Genomic DNA, 20,859 nt, shown 5'->3' on the forward strand with positions numbered 1-20,859 from the left:
AAAAATCCATTAAAAAATTAAATGGAAGCTTAAATTCTTTTTATGGAATATACAATTCTATAAAATTACAGGATATTACATTTCCTAACTTTTATGTAAATGGAAAAGAATATGAATTAAGTTATAATCTTTTTGAAGGCATGTATGAAAACCACAATAATACCGAAATAAGAAGAGAGGCTTTTAAAGTTTTTTCTGAAACTTTAGAAAAATACAAAAATTCCACAGCTGCAACTTATTTAGCTCATTGTCAAAAAGACAAGGCTATATCTGAAATCAGGGGATTTAACTCTACAACAGAATATCTTTTACATAGACAAAGAGTTTCGGAGGAACTATATAATAGACAGATAGATATAATAATGAAAGAGTTAGCTCCGGTAATGAGAAAATATACGAAAATCATTGGAGAAAGAAATAAATTAGACAAAGTTACTTATATGGATTTAAAAATTGACACAAATAAAGCTTTTAATAAGGTTATTTCCGTGGAAGACGCTAGAAAATTAGTAGAAGACGGCTTATCCGTTTTAGGAGATGAATATAAAAATATATTAAAAAATGCTTTTAATAACAGATGGATTGATTATGTTAATAACTATGGAAAATCAACAGGAGCATTTTGTTCAAGTCCCTATGGTAAAAATTCTTTTATATTGATTTCATGGACCGGTAAAATGACAGAAGCTATGGTACTTGCCCATGAATTAGGTCATGCAGGTCATTTTAATTTAACAAACAAGTATCAAAATATCTTAAATACAGATGTGTCTATGTATTTTATTGAAACTCCATCTACGACAAATGAGTTAATAATGGGGCGATATTTAGTAAATAATGCTAGAGATGAAGAGGAGAAAAAATATTTAAAATCTCAAATTATTTCTAGAACCTATTACCATAATTTTGTTACACATTTACTAGAAGCTGCCTATCAAAGGGAGGTATATAGACTAATAGATGAAAGTAAATCCTTTAGTGCAGATGATTTGTCAGCAATTTACAGAGAGGTCTTAGAGAAGTTTTGGGGACCTGATGTTGAAATTACAAAAGGTGCAGAACTAACGTGGATGAGACAACCTCATTACTATAGTGGGCTTTATTCTTATACTTATTCGGCAGGGCTTACAATAGGAACAGAAGTAAGTCGGTTAATCGAAGAAGAGGGAGAAGAAGTAGCTAAAAAATGGATTGAAGTATTAAAAGCCGGAGGCACATTAAATAGTATAGAATTGGCAAAAAAAGCAGGGGTGGATATTACTACCGAAAAACCTTTAAGAAATGCAATTAAGTATATTGAAAGTTTAGTAGATAGTATATAGGTTAAGTCAAAACACAAAATATAAATCTTGTATTTTGTGTTTTGTAAATTACATATTGGCTATGATATACTTAAATACAATAATATATTAAAAAATTAACTATTAGGGGGAGTTATGAAAATAGAAATATGTGTAGGCTCATCTTGTACAATGATGAGTGCAATGAATATCTTAGATTATTTTGAAGATTGGGCAGAAAATATGAGAGAAAGAGCAGAAGAAGCTGAAGTAGAAATAGAAGAAATAGAAGTTATCCCAATAAAATGCAGAAGAAATTGTAAAGGTGCTTACGATGCATCACCTGTAGTTTACATAAATGGAAAAACTATTGAAAATGCCAATAATGATAAAATTTTAGAAGAAATATTTAAAGTATATGATTTTAAAGGATTAATGTAAAGAAGATGAAAGAAACCTATTTTGATATTAACAATATAAGACTTAAAGTCTTTTCTGAAATAGCTAAAATGGCTTATAGTGACACTCCTTTAGAGGAGCTTGGAAAAGCGGTCTATAGAATACTGCCGGGAGAAGTTGCAAATTACAGAGATAGTATTTTTTTAGAAAGAGCAATAGTAAGTGAGCGTTTAAGACTGGGGTTGGGGCTAAAATTAAGACAAGCTTCAGACTTAGGTGCAATAACAGATGGAATAGAAAGTGTAGATGTAGACCATAGAATTTTTGAAGAACCTTTAATTAATGTTATACCTTTTGCTTGTGAGTCTTGTCCTACTAAAACATATTATGTAACAAATAACTGTAGAAGATGTTTAGCTCATCCATGTTCTCATGTTTGTCCTAAAAATGCTATTACAATAGAAAAAAATCAAGCTGTAATAGATGAAGAAAAATGTATAAAATGTGGAAAATGTAAAGAGGCTTGTCCTTACAATGCAATAATTATGTACGATAGACCTTGTGCATCCGTATGTGGTGTAAAGGCAATAGAAACGGATTATTTAGGAAGGGCGTCTATAAATCAGGATAAATGTGTAGCATGTGGTAGATGTATTACAGAGTGTCCATTTGGTGCAATATCGGACAAATCTCAGATTTACCAAATAATTAAAGCAATAAAATCCGGTAAAAATGTCTACGCAGAAGTAGCTCCTTCATTTATTGGACAATTTGGTGCTTTAGCTTCACCAATTCAAATAAAAGAAGGAATAAAAAGATTGGGCTTTAAAGATGTAATGGAAGTAGGCCTTGGTGCCGATTTCACAACAATGGAAGAAGCTTTAGAATATATTGAAAGAGTTCCGGAAGAAATAGAATTTATGGGAACAAGTTGTTGTCATTCTTGGTATTTAATGGTAAAAAACGAGTTTCCGGAATTAATAGGACAAATATCCGACTCATCAACACCAATGACATATACAGGTAGGTATATAAAAGAAAAAGATCCGGAAGCCTTAGTGGTTTTTATAGGGCCATGTATTTCTAAGAAACTAGAGGGATTAACAGAAAAAGTAAAAAAACATATAGATTTTGTAATAACCTTTGAAGAATTAATGGGGATGTTTGTAGGAAAGGGTATAGAATTATCAGAAATAGAAGTTGATGGTGTAATAGATGATGCATCTTCTTCAGGAAGAGGATATGCTCAAGCTGGAGGAGTAGCACATGCAGTAAAAGATACAATACACGAACTAAACCCTAATAAAAACGTGGAAATAGTAAATGCTGAAACCTTAGAGGATTGTATAAAGATGTTGAAAATTGCTAAAGCTGGAAAATATAAAGGCTGTTTACTAGAAGGGATGGCTTGTCCTAATGGATGTATAGGAGGAGCAGGAACAATAGCTTCACCACAAAGGGTTAGACGAGAACTGGCAAAATTTATGAAAGAATCAAAATCTAAATTACCATTGGATAACATGAATTTGGATTTTGAATAAATAAGGTGGTAAAATGTTTAAATTAGGTTTTATTGGATTAGGAAATATGGGTAAAGCTATGCTTTCTGGAGCCTTAAAGAATAAGTATGTTAAAAACACAGAAGTTATTTTTAGAAAAAATAGAAATCCGGAAGAAATAGTTGAAAAATATAAGGTTACTAGTGCAAAAGATAATATAGAAGTAGCACAAAAATCTAAAATTATAGTATTGGCAGTAAAACCAAATATCTACGCTGAAATAATAGAGGAGATCAAAGATAGTGTTTCAGAAAACACTATAATTATGAATATAACTCCAAGTTTTTCAATAAAGGAAATTCAGAATTTATTTGGTAAAAATATAAAAGTTGCAAGAGCTATGCCAAATACACCTGCAATGGTTAACGCAGGAATAACAGGACTATGTTTTTCGGATAATATGACAGATTCTGACAAAGAGGATATTATAAACTTCACAAATAGTTTTGGTGAAACAGTAATAATAAAAGAGGACTTAATGGGTGGACTTTCAGCAATTAGTGGTTCAGGACCTGCTTATATCTATATGTTAATAGAGGCTATGGCAGATGCTGGAGTAAAAGAGGGAATATCTAGAAAGGATTCTTATAAATTAGCTGCAAAAACCGTAGAAGGAGCAGCAAAAATGGTTCTTGAAACGGGTATTCATCCAGGAGAACTTAAGGACAATGTTTGCTCACCAGGAGGAACAACTATTGCAGGAGTTATTGAACTGGAAAATAATGGATTCAGAAGTAGTATAATAAAGGGCATAGGCAAAACAGTAGATAGATTTAAGGAAATGAATGAAGAAAAATAAAAGCAAGCCGTTGGCTTGCTTTTAAAATGAGAATTTATATTTTATAAATTCATAATATGTATCTTCTTTTTTTAAAATAGGTTGTTTAAATTCTGGTATATTTATAGAATTAGGTGCAAATTGTGGCTCCATACAAATTGAAGAAAAATTATTATAATTTCTTGTTTTCCTTAAATAGTTAATTTATTTATTATATTAATGAATATTATATTCTTAAATTTTATATTGACATATTTAAATTTTTAGATATAATAAAGTTAAGATATGAAACACGTTACAGTATTTATTTTAATAAGATAAAATTAAATGAAAATGTAACAAAATTTTTTGAAGATTGCGTAACATGTTACACAATAGATAGAAGAGGTGCTCAATGGCTTCAATTAGAGATATAGCAAAAGAAACTGGACTTAGTATTGGAACAATATCAAGATATATTAACAAAAGTGGATATGTTAGTAAAGAATCTGCTGAAAAAATAAAGATAGCAATTAAAGAATTAGATTATGTTCCAAATGAGCATGCGAGAGCTGTTTTTAAAAACAAATCAAAACTAATAGGAATTCTACTTCCTAGTTTATCAAATCCTTTTTTTGCTGAGATGACTATGCATTTAGAAAGGGAAGCTCAAACTAAAGGATATGGTGTAATCCTTTTCACAACAGATGATAATGTTGAGAAAGAAAAACAAGCATTTAAACTACTGAAGGGTTATAGAGTCCAAGGAATTATTACTACAAGAACGCAATTAAAGGAAGAAATATCGAAAACAAAAATACCTATAATATCATTTGAAACAGAGGTTAATGATGATGTTATTACAGTTTCTTCTGATAACTATGAAGGGGGGCGAATAGCGTTTAATCATCTACAAAATAGAGGTTGCAAAAAAATACTTCACATCAAGGGTCCTAGCAGGTTTGATGCTACAGAATCCAGATGCAAAGGTTTTTTAGACGAAGCTAAAAATAAAAATGTGAAAGTTGATATTATACAATTTGACAGTGACTTTAATTTAGAATATAGCTTAGAGAAGATGATTAGAAATTACGACATTACTCAATATGATGGTATTTTTGCTTTTAATGATATAGCAGCAGTATTAATTATAGGATATTTATTGGAAAAAAATATTAAAATTCCAGAAGATATAAAAATTATAGGATTTGATAATTCTTATATGGGAGATTTAATTTATCCAAAACTAACAACTATCGATCAACCTGTGGATAAAATATCTTCAAAATGTATGGAATTATTAATAGATATTATTGAAGGAAAAGATTTACCGAAAAAACATTTTTTAGAACCGGTAAAATTAATTCAAAGAAAGAGTACATAAAATTAGGAGGGAAAAATGAAAACAAAAAGTAAAAAAATTTTAAGTTTAGTTTTAGCAAGTATTATGTTATTAATGACTCTAACTGCTTGCGGTAAGGAAGAGACAAGTTCAACAGGGAATGTAAAAGGTAATGGTGATGGGGAATTAATAGGAGTATCAATGCCAACAAAATCTTTGCAAAGATGGAATCAAGATGGGGCAAATATCGAAAAAGCTCTTAAGGAATTAGGCTATAAGGTTGAATTACAATTTGCGGAAAATAAAATAGATACTCAAATATCACAAATTGAAAATATGATTACAAAAGGGGCAAAGGTTTTAGTTGTAGGTTCTATCGATGGTACAGCACTAAGTACGGTTTTGGAAAGTGCTAAAGATGAAGGAATAAAAGTAATTTCGTATGACCGACTAATTGTTAATACTGATGCAGTAGATTATTACGCAACATTCGATAACGAAGATGTGGGTAAAATTCAAGGAGAATACTTAGAAACTACTTTAGGTTTAAAAGAAGGAAATGGACCATTCAATATTGAATTATTTACAGGACCTTTAGATGATAACAATGTAAATTATTTCTTTGGCGGTGCAATGAAAGTTTTACAACCGTATATTGATAATGGTCAATTAGTTGTTAAGTCAGGACAAGTATCTAAAGAACAAGCAGCTATTACAAACTGGGATGAACAAGAAGCCCAGGCTAGAATGGATAATATACTTACAGCAAATTACACATCAGAAAAAATAGATGCAGTATTATGTTCTAATGATTCAGTATCTTTAGGAGTGCAATCAGCCTTAAAATCTGCTGGTTATGGGACAGAAGATAAGCCTATGCCGGTTATTACGGGACAAGATGCAAATATAGCTAATGTTAAAGCAATAGTAGCAGATGAACAATCAATGTCTGTCTTTAAAGATACAAGAGCATTAGCAAACAAAGTAGTGGAAATGGTAGATGCTATCATAAAAGGTAGTGAGGCACCAGTTAATGATACTACAACATATGACAATGGCGTTAAAGTAGTACCTTCATTTCTTTTAGAACCGGAGGCTGTTACAAAAGAAAATTACAAAGAGCTATTAATTGACAGTGGTTATTATACTGAAGAAGATGTAAGTAAATAAATCTTAAAATAGTTAATAATTAAGAAGCTATACAAGTTTATTTATAGCTTCTTAATTAAGGAGGATAATATGTCAAATTACATATTACAAATGAAAAATATTACTAAGGAGTTCCCAGGAGTAAAAGCTCTAGATAATGTTAATTTAAATGTTAGAGAGGGAACTGTTCATGCTATAGTTGGTGAGAATGGAGCAGGAAAATCAACGTTGATGAATGTACTTAGTGGAGTATATCCTTATGGTAATTATGAAGGAGAAATTATATTTGAAAATGAATTGTGCAAATTTAAAAATATTAAGGATAGCGAAAATAAAGGTATTGTTATTATCCACCAAGAATTAGCCCTAGTACCTAATCTTTCAATACAAGAAAATATATTTTTAGGAAATGAAAGGGATAAGAGAGGGATTATAGACTGGGGAAAAACCCATGTAGATGCAGAAAAATATACTATATTAGTTGGATTAAACGAAGATTTGAATTTATTAGTTGAAGAAATTGGAGTGGGAAAACAACAATTAGTAGAAATTGCAAAAGCTTTATCTAAAAATGTAAAACTATTGATACTAGATGAACCAACAGCTTCATTAAATGATAATGATAGTGAAAAATTACTTCAATTAATACTTAGTTTAAAAAAGGAAGGGATAACTTCTATAATTATATCTCATAAATTAAATGAGATAAATAAAATTGCGGATGATATTACAATTATTCGAGATGGTAAAACAATAGAGACACTTTTAAGAGAAAAAGACAATATTTCAGAAGACAGAATAATTAAAGGTATGGTTGGGAGAGAGTTAACAGAGAGATTTCCAGAAAGAAACACTAAAGTTGGAGATATTCAATTTGAAATTAAAAATTGGAATATTGGCTCAAGCATTATACCTGACAAGCTTATTGTTAATAATGCTAATATAAATATAAAAAAAGGTGAAGTTGTAGGAATAGCGGGACTGATGGGCTCTGGTCGTACAGAACTTGCCATGAGCATATTTGGAAAATCATATGGAAACTATATATCAGGGGAGATTTATAAAGATGGACAAAAAATAGAAATTGAAAGTCCTAAAGACGCTATAGAAGCAGGAATAGCATATGTTACAGAAGATAGAAAATCACAAGGATTAATACTAGAACAAAGTATAAAGAATAATACGACTCTTTCTAGATTAGATAAAATTAGCAATTATGGAATTATTAATGAAAATAAAGAATTAGATATTGCAAACAAATATAAAGATAAGCTTAATATAAAGGCTCCAAATGTTATGTATAAATCAGGTCAGTTATCAGGAGGAAACCAACAAAAAATAATGTTAGCTAGATGGATTTATTCAGATCCTGATTTATTAATTTTAGATGAGCCTACAAGAGGGATAGATGTTGGTGCAAAATATGAAATTTATAATATTATAAATGAACTTGTTGAAGAAGGTAGATCTGTAATAGTAATATCCTCAGAAATGCCGGAAATAATAGGAATTAGTGACAGGGTTTATGTTATGAATGAAGGAAAAATAGTTGGAGAGTTAAATAAAGAATCACTAAGTCAAGAGAATATTATGAAATCTATAATGCAGTCAACAAAAGGAGAGTAATATGGAATTAGAAAATAAGAAATCTAAAAAAAAGATAAATATTGATTTACGAAAGTATGCGATGTTTATGGCGTTAATAGCTATAGCAATATTTTTCCAGATAGCCACAGATGGTGTTTTATTAAAACCTATGAATGTTTCCAAATTAATAATGCAGAATAGTTATCTATTAATACTAGCTATTGGAATGTTGCCCTGTATTTTAACAGGAAATGTTGATTTAGCAGTAGGATCTATACTTGGAATGATTAGTGCCATAGCAGGATATTTAATTGTAACAAAAGGATTGTCTGTACCGTTAACAATACTGATTTGCTTATTAGTAGGAGTCTTAGTTGGTGCTTGGCAAGGATTTTGGATTGCTTATATTAGAGTTCCAGCATTTATAGTTACATTAGCAGGAATGTTAATATTTAAGGGATTTACAATGGTGATCTTGAATGGTAACACATTAGCACCATTCCCGGAATCATATCAATATTTAGCAGCTGGATTTATTCCAGAGATAAAAAAATTGGGATATTTAGTTTAACCACTATAATTTTGGCGATAATATTAGTTTCATTTATTGTGTTTTATGAAGTTAATAGAAGAAAGCAAGATTTTAAATATGGTTTAATTACAACATCGTTAAATAGATTTGTAGCTAAATTAGTAATTGAAATAGGCATTATATTGTTTATATTATATTGGTTAAGTTTATATAAAGGGGTTCCTTTTATTTTAATAATATTAACTATACTTGTTATATTTTATACCTTTATTACACAAAAAACTACACTAGGAAGAAGCATCTATGCATTTGGTGGAAATGAGAGAGCTACTAAACTTTCAGGAATAAATACTAATAGAATATTTTTCTTAGTATATGTGAATATGGGAATACTAGCGGCTTTAGCAGGAATTATTTTCTCAGGAAGACTTAATGCAGCAGCACCATCAGCTGGTTCAGGATTAGAATTGGATGCTATAGCATCTTGCTATATAGGAGGAGCTTCAGCTTCAGGTGGAGTAGGTACAATAATAGGAGCCATAATTGGTGGACTTGTAATGGGGATTTTAAATAATGGTATGTCTATTATGGGTATAGGAATAGATTGGCAACAAGCTATAAAAGGTATGGTTTTATTGGTAGCAGTTGCATTTGATATTATAAGTAGAAAAAAGAAAGGATAAAAAATAATGAATAAATTTTTCAAAAATATGCCGGAAGTAAAATATGAAGGACCAAAATCAACAAATCCATTTGCATATAAATTTTATGATGCTGATAGGATAATTGATGGGAAAACAATGAAAGAACATTTAAAATTCGCTATGTCTTGGTGGCATACGCTTACAGCAACAGGTACAGATCAATTTGGAGATTCAACTATAGATAGAACATACGATGAAGAAGATCCTATGAAAGTAGCAAAAGCTAGAGTAGATGCTGGTTTTGAATTTATGAAAAAAATGGGAATAAAATATTTTTGTTTTCATGATGTAGATATATCACCTGAAGGAAATACATTTGAAGAAACAAGAAATAATCTAAAAGAGATGGTTACATATATCAAAGAAAAAATGACAGGAACTGATATTAAATTATTGTGGGGTACTGCAAATTGTTTTGGTAATCCAAGATATATGCATGGAGCTGGTACATCTTGTAGAGCTGATAGTTTTGCATATGCAGCAGCACAAATAAAAAACGCAATAGATGCGACAATAGAATTAGGTGGAACAGGGTATGTATTCTGGGGCGGTAGAGAAGGATATGAAACTCTATTAAATACAAGGATGGATTTTGAATTAGATAATATGGCCAGACTAATGAAAATGGCTGTGAAATATGCTAGAAGTAAAGGATTCAAAGGTGATTTTTATATTGAACCAAAACCTAAAGAACCTACAAAACATCAATATGATTATGATGCGTCAACTGTTTTAGCTTTTTTAAGAAAATATGATTTATTAGGTGATTTTAAACTAAATATAGAAGCAAATCATGCAACCTTAGCAGGTCATACTTTCAATCATGATTTAGCAGTTGCAAGGATAAATGGAGTTTTAGGTAGTGTTGATGCAAATCAAGGTGATCATCAATTAGGATGGGATACAGATCAATTTCCTACAGATGTTAAAGAAGCTACATTGGCTATGCTGGAAATTATAAAGGCAGGAGGATTTACTAATGGAGGACTTAATTTTGATGCCAAAGTAAGAAGACCTTCATTTACTTATGAAGATATAATATATGGATATATTAGTGGAATGGATACTTTTGCTTTGGGATTAATTAAGGCGTATGAAATAATTGAAGATGGCAGAATAGATGAATTTGTAGAGAGTAGATATTCTAGTTACAATGAAGGTATTGGTAAAAAAATAATTGAAGACAATACATCTCTAGAGGAATTAGAAGAATATACTTTAAATAATAATGATGAAGGAAAATTAGAAAGTGGAAGACAAGAATATTTGGAAAATATTTTAAATCAAATATTATACAGATAAAGGTGAGGCACAATTTTTTTGTGCCTTTAACTATTAGCATGAGGTGAATTATGAATTATTTCTTGGGAATTGATTTAGGAACTTCGTCAATAAAGGCTGTATTATATGATGAAAATTTCAAATCAATAGCAGTGTCTACAAGGGATTATGAGTTAATACAAATAAAAAATGGTTGGTCTGAACAAAGACCGGAAGACTGGATACAGTCAATAAATTCAATATTAAAAGAATTAAAAAATAATTATTCTACAGAATTAAAAAAATTGGTAAGCATAGGATTAACGGGTCAAATGCATGGTCTTGTAATGCTTGATGAAGATAACAATATTTTAAGACCTGCCATATTGTGGAATGATCAAAGAACAGAAGAAGAAATAAATGACATAAATAGGATTTTAGGAAAAGAAAAAATTATAGAAATTACTGCTAATCCAGCATTAACAGGATTTACTTTAGCGAAAATTTTATGGGTTCAAAAAAATGAACCGGAAATATTTGAAAAATGTAAACATATATTGTTACCAAAAGATTATTTGAGGTTTTATTTATCGGGAGATTATGCAACAGATGTTTCAGATGCTAGTGGAATGCAGTTATTAGATGTACCAGGTAGAAAATGGTCTGAGAAAATATGTAATACTTTTAACATAGATATGGATATGTTGCCTAAATTATATGAATCTGTAGAAAGCACCGGATATTTAAAAGAAGAACTTTGCAGCGAACTTGGTATAAATCATAGAGTTGTGATTGCTGCTGGTGCTGGAGATAATGCAGCTGCAGCTATTGGTTGTGGTGTGGTTCAAGATGGTGAAACATTTGCTACTTTAGGAACTAGTGGTGTGGTATTTACTCAAAGTGATAATATAAAAATGGACGCTAAGGGTAGAATACATACATTTTGTTCAGCAGTTCCTAATACATGGCATGTAATGGGTGTTACACAAGCTGCTGGACTATCTATAAATTGGTTTAAAGATAATTTTTACAAAGATATTGGTGATAATGAAATATATGAAAAAATTGAAAATGACATTAATGAATCAAAAATAGGAAGTAACAATCTTATATATCTCCCTTATTTAATGGGAGAGAGAACTCCTCATCTAGATCCTAATATTAGAGGTTCATTTATAGGTCTTTCAGGAATACACAAGAGAAAAGATTTAATGAGAGCTGTAATTGAAGGAATTACTTTTTCTCTAAGAGATTGTATAAGTATTATAAGAGAAATAGGACTAAAAATAGATAATATCTATTTAACAGGAGGAGGAGCAAATAATAAAACTTGGATACAAATGATAGCCGATAATTTTAACTGTACAATAGAAAAAATGCAGGAGGGAGGCGGAACTACCCTTGGAGCTGCAATGCTTTCCTCAATAGCATGTGGAAAATATAATGATTTAAAAGAAATAAGTGATAAGTTTATATTTTACGATAAAAAATATATACCGAATGAAACGAGTACAGATGAATATAGTAAATACTATAAAGTATATAAAAAATTGTACCCGGCTTTGAAAGATATAAATAAGGAGCTTATAGAATTATAGTATTGAGGATGTTATTTAAAAATTAAAATAGAGCAAAATAAAATACTTTATGTTTTTGAAATTAATTTAAATATATTAATTTAATTTATTAAGAATTCAATATATTGTATATTAGAAAATTTTAAAAGCTGTTGGCAATAAAAGTCAACAGCTTTTAAAATAAATTAAATACTAAATTTATATTTTATAAACTCGTAATATTCTTCTTCTTTTTTTAAAATAGGTTGCTTAAATTCAGGTATATTTATAGAATTAGGTGCAAATTGTGGCTCCATACAAATTGAAGAAAAATTATTATAATTTCTTGTTTTTCCTTTAAAGTTATTTAAAAAAGAACCTGTATAAAATTGTATACATGGGTAACTAGTAGATAATTCAAGTTTTATATTTGTTAACGGGGAAAAAATACTTGCATTAACTTCTTTATTATCTAATAGGACGTAATTATGGTCATAATCTTTAGCTATAATAGTTTCTGATAAATTTAAAGCATCTTCAATACTTCTTTCTTCTTTAAAATCAAAATTGGTATTAAGTATATTGGTTAAGTTTCCTGTAGGGATATTTTTTTCATCTATTTCAGTAATAAAATCAGAGTTTATTCTTACAATATGATTTTTAACACTGTTACTATTTTCTCCATTTAAATTAAAATATGAATGATTTGTTAGGTTAACAATAGTATCTTCATCAGATTTTGCATAAAATTCTACTAGAAGTTCATTGGAATCATTTAAAGTATATTTTACTTTGGTATTTAAATTTCCAGGATAGCCTTCTTCCATATCTTCACTAAAATAACTAAATATAACTGAATCATCAATTATTTTATAATTCCATACTTTTTTGTCAAATCCTTTATTTCCACCATGTAAATGGTTAGGTGATTCGTTAGGACTAATATTATATATTTTATTGTTAAGTTTAAAGCTTGCATTTCCTATACGGTTTGCATATCTTCCAATAGTTGCTCCAAAATATTTATCTTGATTTACATATTCGTCAATTGTGTTACAACCTAGAAGAACATCTATGTTTTGCGGTTTAACTATTATACTTGTAATCATAGCACCATAATTAGATAAAGTTATAGATAAACTTTCGTTTTCCAAAGTAATTAAAGCAAGTTCTTTTTCTAATACTTTAGAAAAAACTGACTTTTCTCTTATATTCATGTATTTCTCCTTTTTATGTATTATATATATTTTATCAAATTATTTTATCAAAAACTAATATAATATTTTTGTATTAAATTTCAAAAGAATGCTATAGTTTAATGAAACATTTATATTAAATTTCTATTTCATTTCTTGGAAAATTATTGAAATTTATAGTATATACTTATTATGGTGATTACATGAATAAGAAAATTTTAATTATAGATGATGAAATTGAAATGGTAGAAATGCTAGACAGGTTTTTTACTTTAAAAAATTTTGATACCATTACTTCTACTTCCGGAGAAAATATTTTAGACTTAATCAGCAAGGAGCCTGATATTATATTGTTGGATATAAATATGCCACAAGTAGATGGTTTTGAAGTTTGTAAATCCATAAGGAATAAAACAAATGCTCCAATATTGTTTTTAACAGCAAGAAATTCAGAATCGGATAAGGTTAAGGGGCTTATGTTAGGAGCAGAAGACTATATTGTTAAGCCCTTTTCCCTCAATGAGCTCTATGCAAGGGTCTACACCAATTTACAAAGAGAGGAAAGAAAACTAGAAGGTAGTGATGATTTAGAAATTGACTATGGAGCAAGGACTGTTAAATATAAGGGTGAGGAAATAATTATGACGAAAACCGAATTTGATATTCTTGAGTTACTTTCTTTAAATCCAAATATGGTTTTCGATAAGGATAGAATTTATGACAGTCTTTGGTCCTATGATTCTTTTGGGGACTCTGCAGTTATAGCAGAACATGTTAGAAAAATTAGGGGGAAAATAAAGAAATTCACTGAAAGGGAATATATTTCCACAGTATGGGGCATAGGATATAAATGGATTGGCTAGACGAAATAACTAAAAAACACAAGTTAAAAACAAGTTTTTTTATTTATAATTTAGTATATATTTTTATTGGCATTGCTATGATTATTTTTGTTTTTTCCATGTTAACTACAATACTAGGGGGAATACAAAGTGCAGTTTTTGTAGAGAAAAATCCAAATGAGCTATATATGCTACTCCAAAATAGTAGGATAACAGTATTGATAAATAAAATATTAAAAAATTATAGGAGTATAGCATTTTCAATAGCTACAGTTGTTTCTTCATTATTGGGTTTTAGAAGGTTTTATAAGGATAAAATAGATGATGTTATATTGGACTTATATGAATTAACAGGGGAAGTTTATAAGGAAGAAAATTATAACGAACTGGATATTTTATATGATAAATTAAGTGATTTCATTGGTGACTTAAATGATAATAAAATCAGCTTAATTAAGGAAAAGGATGCTTTTGATAAAAGAATTACAGATTTTGGTCATGATATTAAGAATCCTTTAGCAATTGTTAAAGGAAATGTAGAAATGATGGAATTAATAGATAAAAATGATAATGAAAGTTTTGAAAGTTTAATTATTTCTACAAATAAAAATATAAAAAGAATAGAAAATTATATAAATAGGCTTGATAGTTTAAGAAAACTTGAAACGATAGAAGTAAATAATAGAAATGTATTATTGGAGGAATTTGTAGAAGTTTTGATTATGGATTATTCTGCCTTGGAATCCAGAAAGAAGTTAGTATGGAATTATCCTAAAGATAAAATTACTTGTTATTTTGACGATATTTTAATTTCTGAAGTGATGCACAATCTTATTGATAATGCTATTAGATTTGCCAAGGAAAATATAGAAATTAATTTTAAGGTGGAAAATAAGATGCTCTATGTAGAGGTATTAGATGATGGTAAGGGCTTTAGTAATGAAGCTTTAGTAAATGGAAAGACACAATTCTTTACAGAAAATCCAAACAAGGAAAATCTGGGATTAGGGCTTAATATTTCAAATAATATTTTAGGCTACTATGGTGGTGATTTAAATTTAGAGAACACAAAAAATGGCGGGAAAGTTTCTTTTGAAATAAAATTGGAAAATAATTGAAAATTCTTTAGTACACTCTTCTTAAGATATTAAGGAGGGTGTTTTTTTATGCATGAGAACATAGTAATAAATAATTTAAATGTAAGTTATGGTAGAAAAAAAGTTCTACATGGAATAGATTTAAATATAAATAAAGGAATGTTTGGACTTTTAGGAAGAAATGGTGCTGGTAAGTCTACTTTAATGAAGACCGTAGTTGGCTTACTAGAGAAAAAATCCGGTGAAATATCAGTATGTGGTATAGATATTTCCAATAGAAAACAAATTAGGGAGATTATTGGTTATCTTCCACAGGATTTTAACATGTATCCAAATATGAAAGTAGATGAAGCTTTAAAATACTTAGGTACTTTGTCCGGTATGAAATCAAATATATTAAATAAAAGAGTTGAAGATGTTTTAGATTTAATAAATTTACAAAATGATAGAAAGAAAAAAGTAAAATCCCTTTCAGGTGGAATGAAACGTCGACTTGGTATAGGACAGGCTATTATACATAATCCAAAGGTTTTAATTGTAGATGAGCCTACAGCTGGACTGGACCCTGAAGAAAGAATAAGGTTTAGAAATATTTTAGCCGATTTAGCAGAGGACAAGGTTGTAATATTGTCTACTCATATTGCAGGAGATATTGAAAGTACATCTAAAAATCTTGCAATTATGAATGAAGGAAAAATTGTTTTTAATGGGAAAGTCGATGATTTAAAAGGTATGGCTAGAGGTTTTGTTTATAAGACCAACATTGCTTTTGAAAATATTAAGGACTTTAAAAATAGGTATATTATTACATCTCAAAGGGATAACGGGGAGTTTGTAGAAATGAAATTCCTATATAAAGGAAGTCCTGTAAGTTCCTTTATACCGGTGGAACCAAGTATTGAAGACAGTTATTTAAATGTAATTTATGATGTGTCAGGGGTGAAATAATGAAACTCTTATTTCTTGAAATAAAAAGAATTTTTAAAAGTCCAATATTCTATATTTCTCTTGTTATAATTTTTGGTTTTATGTTTATGCAAATGGACATAAATGATATACATGATGAAGATCCTGCCTTAGCAAAAAAAAGACATGAAGAAATGGTAAGGAAGGCTAAAAAGGAAGTAATAGATGGGGAAGAGGTTTTAGTATATGAAAATTCTATAATATATGAAGAGGCGGGCTATGGAAGTAAAAAGACAGATGATATAACTGTAGTTCAAGAAAATTCAGTAGAAAGATTAATATATGAATTTAATGAAAACAGTTATGCTACCTATCCTTTTGGTTTTTATAAAGAGATACAACTTTCAAGTAGTGAGCAGGAACAAATGGCAAAGTATTTGTCGAAATTAACGGGTAAATCCTTGGAAGAAGTAAAAAAATCATCGACAGAACCAGAATTTTATGAAGGTTTAAACTATTCTACTACAGGTAAAAAGGAATTTCTAAAAATAATGAATTTAGTTGATGACCTAGTAGGAGGGGGAAGTCATTACAGCGAAAAGAAGGTTGTATCAGCCTATGGTGATGTTCCTATGGACTATGAAGATGCTGTTGAAGACTATAATATAATAAAGAATAAAGACAAGTTTACAGGAGCTTACGCTAGATTATTTTGTGATTATTTAGGAATAATCATATCCTTTGCTCCAATACTTTTAGCGGTTTTTATTTGGTACCAAGATAAGACATCAGGTGCATTGGAAATAATAAATTCAAAATCCGTAGGAAGCACAAAGTTAGTATTAACTAGGGTTTTAGCCATGTTTATTGTATTTGCCTTTGCAATTTTTATTTTGGCGACCATATATAATGTTAAGGTAATTTCCGTTTATGGAGTGGAAAATGTAGATATATTTGCCTTTTATAAATATATTTTACTTTGGATTTTGCCAAATCTGTTATTTGTTTTAGCTTTTGGAACGCTAATAACAATATTGACTAATTACCCTGTAGGAATAGTTGGAATGTTGGTATTGTGGATATTGTTTATAACTGGAAACGATATTGCTGCAGGATATGACTGGCCATTAATATTACGTCATAATACTTTTGGAAATACGGAGTTTTATTTCAACAATATAGGATCGGTTTTTACAAATAGGGCTATTTATACAGCCGTATCTGTAGTATTTATTTTACTAGCAATAAAAATATTTGATTTAAAAAGAAATGGAGGTATGGTTAGAATTGAAAGAGTCGGCAATAATCGTAAGAAAAGAGCTTAAATACAATACTTTAAAACCTATTTTCATTTCGTTATCGGTGTTTTTTATAATATTCATATTTTTTGGATTTAGTAACTTAAGTAAAGATAATTCAATAAATGTAATGGAAATGTACTTGCCTTTAATAGGAATTATTTTAATTACTCCGGTATTTGAACAGGAACAGGATTATGGTATTGAACAAACAATAAGAACAAGAAGAACAAACTTTACAGTAACATTAGTGGTTAGGATTATTGTTAGAATATTAGTGTATATATTAATAACCTTAGTATTTGCAATATTTTTAAAAAATAATGGTTCCTACATGGATTATAAAACAATAATTCCCCAATCAATAGGTATAGGATTTTTATATGGAAGTCTTGGGGTGTTTTTCTTTGGAATTACATTTAATTTAATAATTGGCTATTTAGTTCCAATACTATATTTTATGGCAAATAGTTTTTTAGGTTATGAGAAATTAAAGGAAATATTTCTCTTTAGATTAAAATATGGCTTGGATTTAAAGTATGAATACTGCTTTATTGTAGGAGTTGTGCTTATAATTTTAGGAGTGTTAGTAAGAATAAGAAAAAGCAGATAATTTTAAAACTTTAAAAAAGTAATTTCATTAGGAATTAAGCAATGAAATTACTTTTTTATTATTGGATATGTATAATTATATTTTTCTTTTTGATTTTAGAAGAGCCATGCCAATTAGTCCTACTAGTATTGTATTGGCTATAATTTCAAAGGGAGCATTTGCTGCAGCAATTCCAATTAAAACTGTAGAGGCATTTAATCCGCTACTAACACTACTAATTTTATCGGCAAAAAAGATATAAGCCATTCCCAATACTCCAACTGTATTAACAATAGATCCAACAGCACCGGTAATTCCACAAGCTATTAAGTCATTTAATTTTAATTTATTTAAAAGTTTATATAAATAACCTGATACAACACCAATTAAAACCCTTGGTAGTACAGAAACCAATGGATTGTAAAACATAAAAGACAATATTGTTGGAGAAGTTATACTTTGGAATATTGATAAAAAACCAAAGACAAGACCAACAAATCCTCCAACTAATGGACCGCCAATTATTGCTCCAATGATTGTTGGGATAGCCATTGTTGTTATTTTAGTAACTCCAAGGGGAATAAATCCTAAGGGAGTTAAACCAAGTATAATTGTTAATGCAGTCAATAAACCTATAATGGTTAGTTTTTTTGTAGTTAAGTTTTTCATATTACCTCCTTTAAAATGGCTAATTGTTGATTTTTTGTAGCATTTTTATTATATCATAAAATAATGATTTATGATATAATTATCAGGGATTATAGATAAGATAATGATAAAAAATGGAGGAATTGTGGAAAAGATAGTTGTAACAAATAGTGGACCACTTACTGGAACTGTTAGTATTGATGGAGCTAAAAATGCGGCCTTGCCTATTATAGCTGCCTCTTTATTGGGAACAGAACCAATTATTTTAGAAAATGTACCGAAATTAAGTGATATAGAAGTAATATTAGAAGTATTAAAATCATTAGGCGCAAAAGTAGAATTTTTAGAAAAGAATACAGTACAAATAGATTCATCGAATTTAACTGGGTATGAGGCTCCAATGGAACTAATGAATAGAATGAGAGCTTCTTTTTTAGTTATGGGACCATTATTGGCAAGATTTGGCAAAACCATGACATACTTACCTGGAGGATGTGCTATAGGAAAAAGACCTATTGATTTACATTTAAAGGGATTTAAAGCCCTAGGAGCTGTAGTAGACGAAGGAATAGATAAAATTGAAGCAACAGCTGAAGATGGACTAAAGGGAGATATTATCTATTTAGATTTTCCATCAGTTGGAGCTACACAAAATATTATAATGGCAGCAACCTTAGCTGAAGGTGAAACTACTATAGAAAATGCTGCTAAAGAACCGGAAATAGTAGATTTAGTAAACTTTTTAAATAAAATGGGAGCTAACATTAAAGGGGCTGGAACTTCTGCAATTAGAATCAAAGGTGTTAAAAAATTAACAGGAGTACAACATTCAATTATACCTGACAGAATAGAGGCTGCTACTTTTATGGTTGCTGCAGCTATAACTAAGGGCGATATTACAATAGAAAACTGTATAGCTAGTCATGTTATGCCAATAATAGCAAAGTTAAAAGAAGTTGGTTGTAAAGTGTATGTTAATGAAGATCAAGATGTGCTTAGAGTAGTAGGTGCTAAAGATCCTATTGGAACAGATATTAAGACTTTACCATATCCTGGCTTTCCTACAGATGTTCAAGCACAATTTATGGCACTTTTAACAATAGCAAAAGGACAATCTAAAGTTACAGAGACCGTGTTTGAAAATAGGTTTATGCACGTTGATGAACTATTAAGAATGGGAGCTATTATTGCAACAGATGCAAGGGAAGCTAGAATAGCAGGAGTACCTGTATTAAAGGGAGCAGAAGTTAAAGCTACAGATTTACGTGCTGGTGCAGCTCTTATTTTAGCAGGACTTGCAGCAGAAGGAAAAACTTATATATCGGATATTTATCATATAGATAGAGGATATGATGATATTGTAGGAAAATTAAATTCTTTAGGGGCTAAAATCAGTAGAATAGATGTAGATTTATAAGGAAATTAATTTTAAACAAGTAAATATTCTTAATATAAAATTTTAAAAGTAGACATGGAAAAATCTGTCTGCTTTTTATTTTGGTAAATTCTAGATTAGTTATATAATTAAAGGTAATTAATTGATTATTGCAACTTTTTAAATTATGTGAGGAAATTATGGAAATAGAAGGAATAATAGAAAATATTATATACAGTAATGATGACAATGGTTATAAGGTTATGAAACTAGATACATCAGATGGGGAAATAACAGCAGTAGGAATAGTTCCTAATGTTGTAGTTGGTGATAGTTTAAAAATCAATGGAGATTTTGTATACCATAATAAATATGGAGAACAAATTAGTATAGAATCTTATGAAATAATTACTGGTACATCAATTTTATCAATTGAAAGATATTTATCCTCCAGAGTTCTTCCTCATATTGGGAAAAAAATGGCAAAGCGAATAGTAGATAGATTTGGAATTGATACCTTGGATATATTAAGACATAATCCAGCAAGGTTAATGGAAGTTGAAGGAATAGGAAAAAAGAAATATCAGGATATTTATGATGCATTAGAGGAAGAATTAAAAGTTCAGGATACTATTATATTTTTGCAAGGGTTAGGAATTCCCATGGGGCAATCACAAAAGATTATAAAAGAGTATGGAGATGAGACTATTTCTAGAATTGAAACTAATCCCTATCAATTAATTAATGATATTTGGGGAATTGGTTTTAAAACAGCTGATG

The 20,859-nt window shown here is 29.4% G+C and carries 20 protein-coding genes; 18 read left to right on the top strand and 2 right to left on the bottom strand.

The features are described from left to right. The 11 genes from WAO56_RS05180 to xylB all read left to right on the top strand — a co-directional run. Positions 1–1,322, top strand: a 1,322-nt coding sequence (locus WAO56_RS05180; RefSeq protein WP_422146289.1) for a M3 family metallopeptidase, incomplete at its 5' end; no start/stop codon positions are given. Positions 1,323–1,436: 114 nt separating this feature from the next. Beyond that, positions 1,437–1,721, top strand: coding sequence for an NAD(P)H-dependent oxidoreductase subunit E (locus tag WAO56_RS05185; RefSeq protein ID WP_422144608.1), 285 nt, complete (start codon positions 1,437–1,439; stop codon positions 1,719–1,721). 5 nt (positions 1,722–1,726) lie between these two features. Then, complete coding sequence (locus WAO56_RS05190; RefSeq protein WP_422144607.1) at positions 1,727–3,220, top strand: 4Fe-4S dicluster domain-containing protein; 1,494 nt, start codon at positions 1,727–1,729, stop codon at positions 3,218–3,220. Between the two features lie 13 nt (positions 3,221–3,233). Continuing rightward, the gene (gene proC, locus WAO56_RS05195) at positions 3,234–4,037 is read left to right on the top strand and encodes a pyrroline-5-carboxylate reductase (protein WP_422144606.1); all 804 of its coding nucleotides are present in this window, start codon (positions 3,234–3,236) and stop codon (positions 4,035–4,037) included. Positions 4,038–4,410: 373 nt separating this feature from the next. Next, positions 4,411–5,379, top strand: coding sequence for a LacI family DNA-binding transcriptional regulator (locus tag WAO56_RS05200; protein ID WP_422144605.1), 969 nt, complete (start codon positions 4,411–4,413; stop codon positions 5,377–5,379). Between the two features lie 15 nt (positions 5,380–5,394). Continuing rightward, positions 5,395–6,507 (top strand): multiple monosaccharide ABC transporter substrate-binding protein, encoded by a 1,113-nt coding sequence (gene chvE, locus WAO56_RS05205; protein WP_422144604.1) that lies wholly within the window; start codon positions 5,395–5,397, stop codon positions 6,505–6,507. 69 nt (positions 6,508–6,576) lie between these two features. Beyond that, positions 6,577–8,112: a multiple monosaccharide ABC transporter ATP-binding protein gene (gene mmsA / locus WAO56_RS05210; protein ID WP_422144603.1), complete on the top strand. Its 1,536-nt coding sequence runs from the start codon at positions 6,577–6,579 to the stop codon at positions 8,110–8,112. 1 nt (position 8,113) lies between these two features. Further along, positions 8,114–8,644 (top strand): ABC transporter permease subunit, encoded by a 531-nt coding sequence (locus WAO56_RS05215; protein WP_422144602.1) that lies wholly within the window; start codon positions 8,114–8,116, stop codon positions 8,642–8,644. A gap of 11 nt (positions 8,645–8,655) precedes the next feature. After that, positions 8,656–9,288 (top strand): ABC transporter permease subunit, encoded by a 633-nt coding sequence (locus WAO56_RS05220; RefSeq protein ID WP_422146290.1) that lies wholly within the window; start codon positions 8,656–8,658, stop codon positions 9,286–9,288. Between the two features lie 6 nt (positions 9,289–9,294). Continuing rightward, entirely contained in the window at positions 9,295–10,611 is a 1,317-nt protein-coding gene (gene xylA / locus WAO56_RS05225) for a xylose isomerase (protein ID WP_422144600.1), read from the top strand. 50 nt (positions 10,612–10,661) lie between these two features. After that, positions 10,662–12,167 carry a xylulokinase gene (gene xylB / locus WAO56_RS05230; protein ID WP_422144599.1) on the top strand — a complete coding sequence of 502 codons (1,506 nt, stop codon included), beginning with the start codon at positions 10,662–10,664 and terminating at the stop codon, positions 12,165–12,167. Positions 12,168–12,331: 164 nt separating this feature from the next. On the opposite strand, the gene WAO56_RS05235 is transcribed toward xylB, so the two are convergent. Next, positions 12,332–13,342: an aldose epimerase family protein gene (locus tag WAO56_RS05235; protein ID WP_422144598.1), complete on the bottom strand. Its 1,011-nt coding sequence runs from the start codon at positions 13,340–13,342 to the stop codon at positions 12,332–12,334. A 182-nt stretch (positions 13,343–13,524) separates the two neighbouring features. Between WAO56_RS05235 and WAO56_RS05240 the strand changes: the two genes are divergently transcribed. From WAO56_RS05240 to WAO56_RS05260, 5 genes are read left to right on the top strand one after another with little or no spacing between them, the layout of a single operon-like run. Further along, entirely contained in the window at positions 13,525–14,184 is a 660-nt protein-coding gene (locus tag WAO56_RS05240) for a response regulator transcription factor (protein WP_422144597.1), read from the top strand. Beyond that, entirely contained in the window at positions 14,172–15,281 is a 1,110-nt protein-coding gene (locus WAO56_RS05245) for a sensor histidine kinase (RefSeq protein ID WP_422144596.1), read from the top strand. Before WAO56_RS05240 ends, WAO56_RS05245 begins: the two co-directional genes overlap by 13 nt. A 48-nt stretch (positions 15,282–15,329) precedes the next feature. Beyond that, positions 15,330–16,208: an ABC transporter ATP-binding protein gene (locus WAO56_RS05250; RefSeq protein WP_422144595.1), complete on the top strand. Its 879-nt coding sequence runs from the start codon at positions 15,330–15,332 to the stop codon at positions 16,206–16,208. Beyond that, positions 16,208–17,491, top strand: a complete 1,284-nt coding sequence (locus WAO56_RS05255; RefSeq protein ID WP_422144594.1) for an ABC transporter permease — start codon at positions 16,208–16,210, stop codon at positions 17,489–17,491. Before WAO56_RS05250 ends, WAO56_RS05255 begins: the two co-directional genes overlap by 1 nt. Then, positions 17,454–18,077 carry a hypothetical protein gene (locus tag WAO56_RS05260; protein WP_422144593.1) on the top strand — a complete coding sequence of 208 codons (624 nt, stop codon included), beginning with the start codon at positions 17,454–17,456 and terminating at the stop codon, positions 18,075–18,077. The genes WAO56_RS05255 and WAO56_RS05260 overlap by 38 nt, the downstream gene beginning before the upstream one ends. Before the next feature lie 75 nt (positions 18,078–18,152). On the opposite strand, the gene WAO56_RS05265 is transcribed toward WAO56_RS05260, so the two are convergent. Then, a complete protein-coding gene (locus WAO56_RS05265) occupies positions 18,153–18,725 on the bottom strand; it encodes an ECF transporter S component (protein ID WP_422144592.1) in 573 nt (190 codons plus the stop codon). A 124-nt stretch (positions 18,726–18,849) separates the two neighbouring features. Here WAO56_RS05265 and murA point away from each other — a divergent pair, with 124 nt between their 5' ends. Beyond that, positions 18,850–20,121: a UDP-N-acetylglucosamine 1-carboxyvinyltransferase gene (gene murA / locus WAO56_RS05270; protein ID WP_422146291.1), complete on the top strand. Its 1,272-nt coding sequence runs from the start codon at positions 18,850–18,852 to the stop codon at positions 20,119–20,121. A 158-nt stretch (positions 20,122–20,279) separates the two neighbouring features. Continuing rightward, the coding region (locus WAO56_RS05275) for a helix-hairpin-helix domain-containing protein (RefSeq protein ID WP_422146292.1) at positions 20,280–20,859 on the top strand (580 nt) is incomplete at its 3' end.

It is taken from the genome of Miniphocaeibacter sp. (genome assembly GCF_049276255.1).
Taxonomy (GTDB): Bacteria; Bacillota; Clostridia; order Tissierellales; family Peptoniphilaceae; genus Miniphocaeibacter.

What these genes read in the sequence shown, in the direction of transcription:
- WAO56_RS05185 (WP_422144608.1), top strand. Translation starts at nt 1,437, where the DNA reads ATGAAAATAGAAATATGTGTAGGCTCATCTTGTACAATGATGAGTGCA.
- WAO56_RS05190 (WP_422144607.1), top strand. Translation starts at nt 1,727, where the DNA reads ATGAAAGAAACCTATTTTGATATTAACAATATAAGACTTAAAGTCTTT.
- proC (WP_422144606.1), top strand. Translation starts at nt 3,234, where the DNA reads ATGTTTAAATTAGGTTTTATTGGATTAGGAAATATGGGTAAAGCTATG.
- WAO56_RS05200 (WP_422144605.1), top strand. Translation starts at nt 4,411, where the DNA reads ATGGCTTCAATTAGAGATATAGCAAAAGAAACTGGACTTAGTATTGGA.
- chvE (WP_422144604.1), top strand. Translation starts at nt 5,395, where the DNA reads ATGAAAACAAAAAGTAAAAAAATTTTAAGTTTAGTTTTAGCAAGTATT.
- mmsA (WP_422144603.1), top strand. Translation starts at nt 6,577, where the DNA reads ATGTCAAATTACATATTACAAATGAAAAATATTACTAAGGAGTTCCCA.
- WAO56_RS05215 (WP_422144602.1), top strand. Translation starts at nt 8,114, where the DNA reads ATGGAATTAGAAAATAAGAAATCTAAAAAAAAGATAAATATTGATTTA.
- xylA (WP_422144600.1), top strand. Translation starts at nt 9,295, where the DNA reads ATGAATAAATTTTTCAAAAATATGCCGGAAGTAAAATATGAAGGACCA.
- xylB (WP_422144599.1), top strand. Translation starts at nt 10,662, where the DNA reads ATGAATTATTTCTTGGGAATTGATTTAGGAACTTCGTCAATAAAGGCT.
- WAO56_RS05235 (WP_422144598.1), bottom strand. Translation starts at nt 13,342, where the DNA reads ATGAATATAAGAGAAAAGTCAGTTTTTTCTAAAGTATTAGAAAAAGAA.
- WAO56_RS05240 (WP_422144597.1), top strand. Translation starts at nt 13,525, where the DNA reads ATGAATAAGAAAATTTTAATTATAGATGATGAAATTGAAATGGTAGAA.
- WAO56_RS05245 (WP_422144596.1), top strand. Translation starts at nt 14,172, where the DNA reads ATGGATTGGCTAGACGAAATAACTAAAAAACACAAGTTAAAAACAAGT.
- WAO56_RS05250 (WP_422144595.1), top strand. Translation starts at nt 15,330, where the DNA reads ATGCATGAGAACATAGTAATAAATAATTTAAATGTAAGTTATGGTAGA.
- WAO56_RS05255 (WP_422144594.1), top strand. Translation starts at nt 16,208, where the DNA reads ATGAAACTCTTATTTCTTGAAATAAAAAGAATTTTTAAAAGTCCAATA.
- WAO56_RS05265 (WP_422144592.1), bottom strand. Translation starts at nt 18,725, where the DNA reads ATGAAAAACTTAACTACAAAAAAACTAACCATTATAGGTTTATTGACT.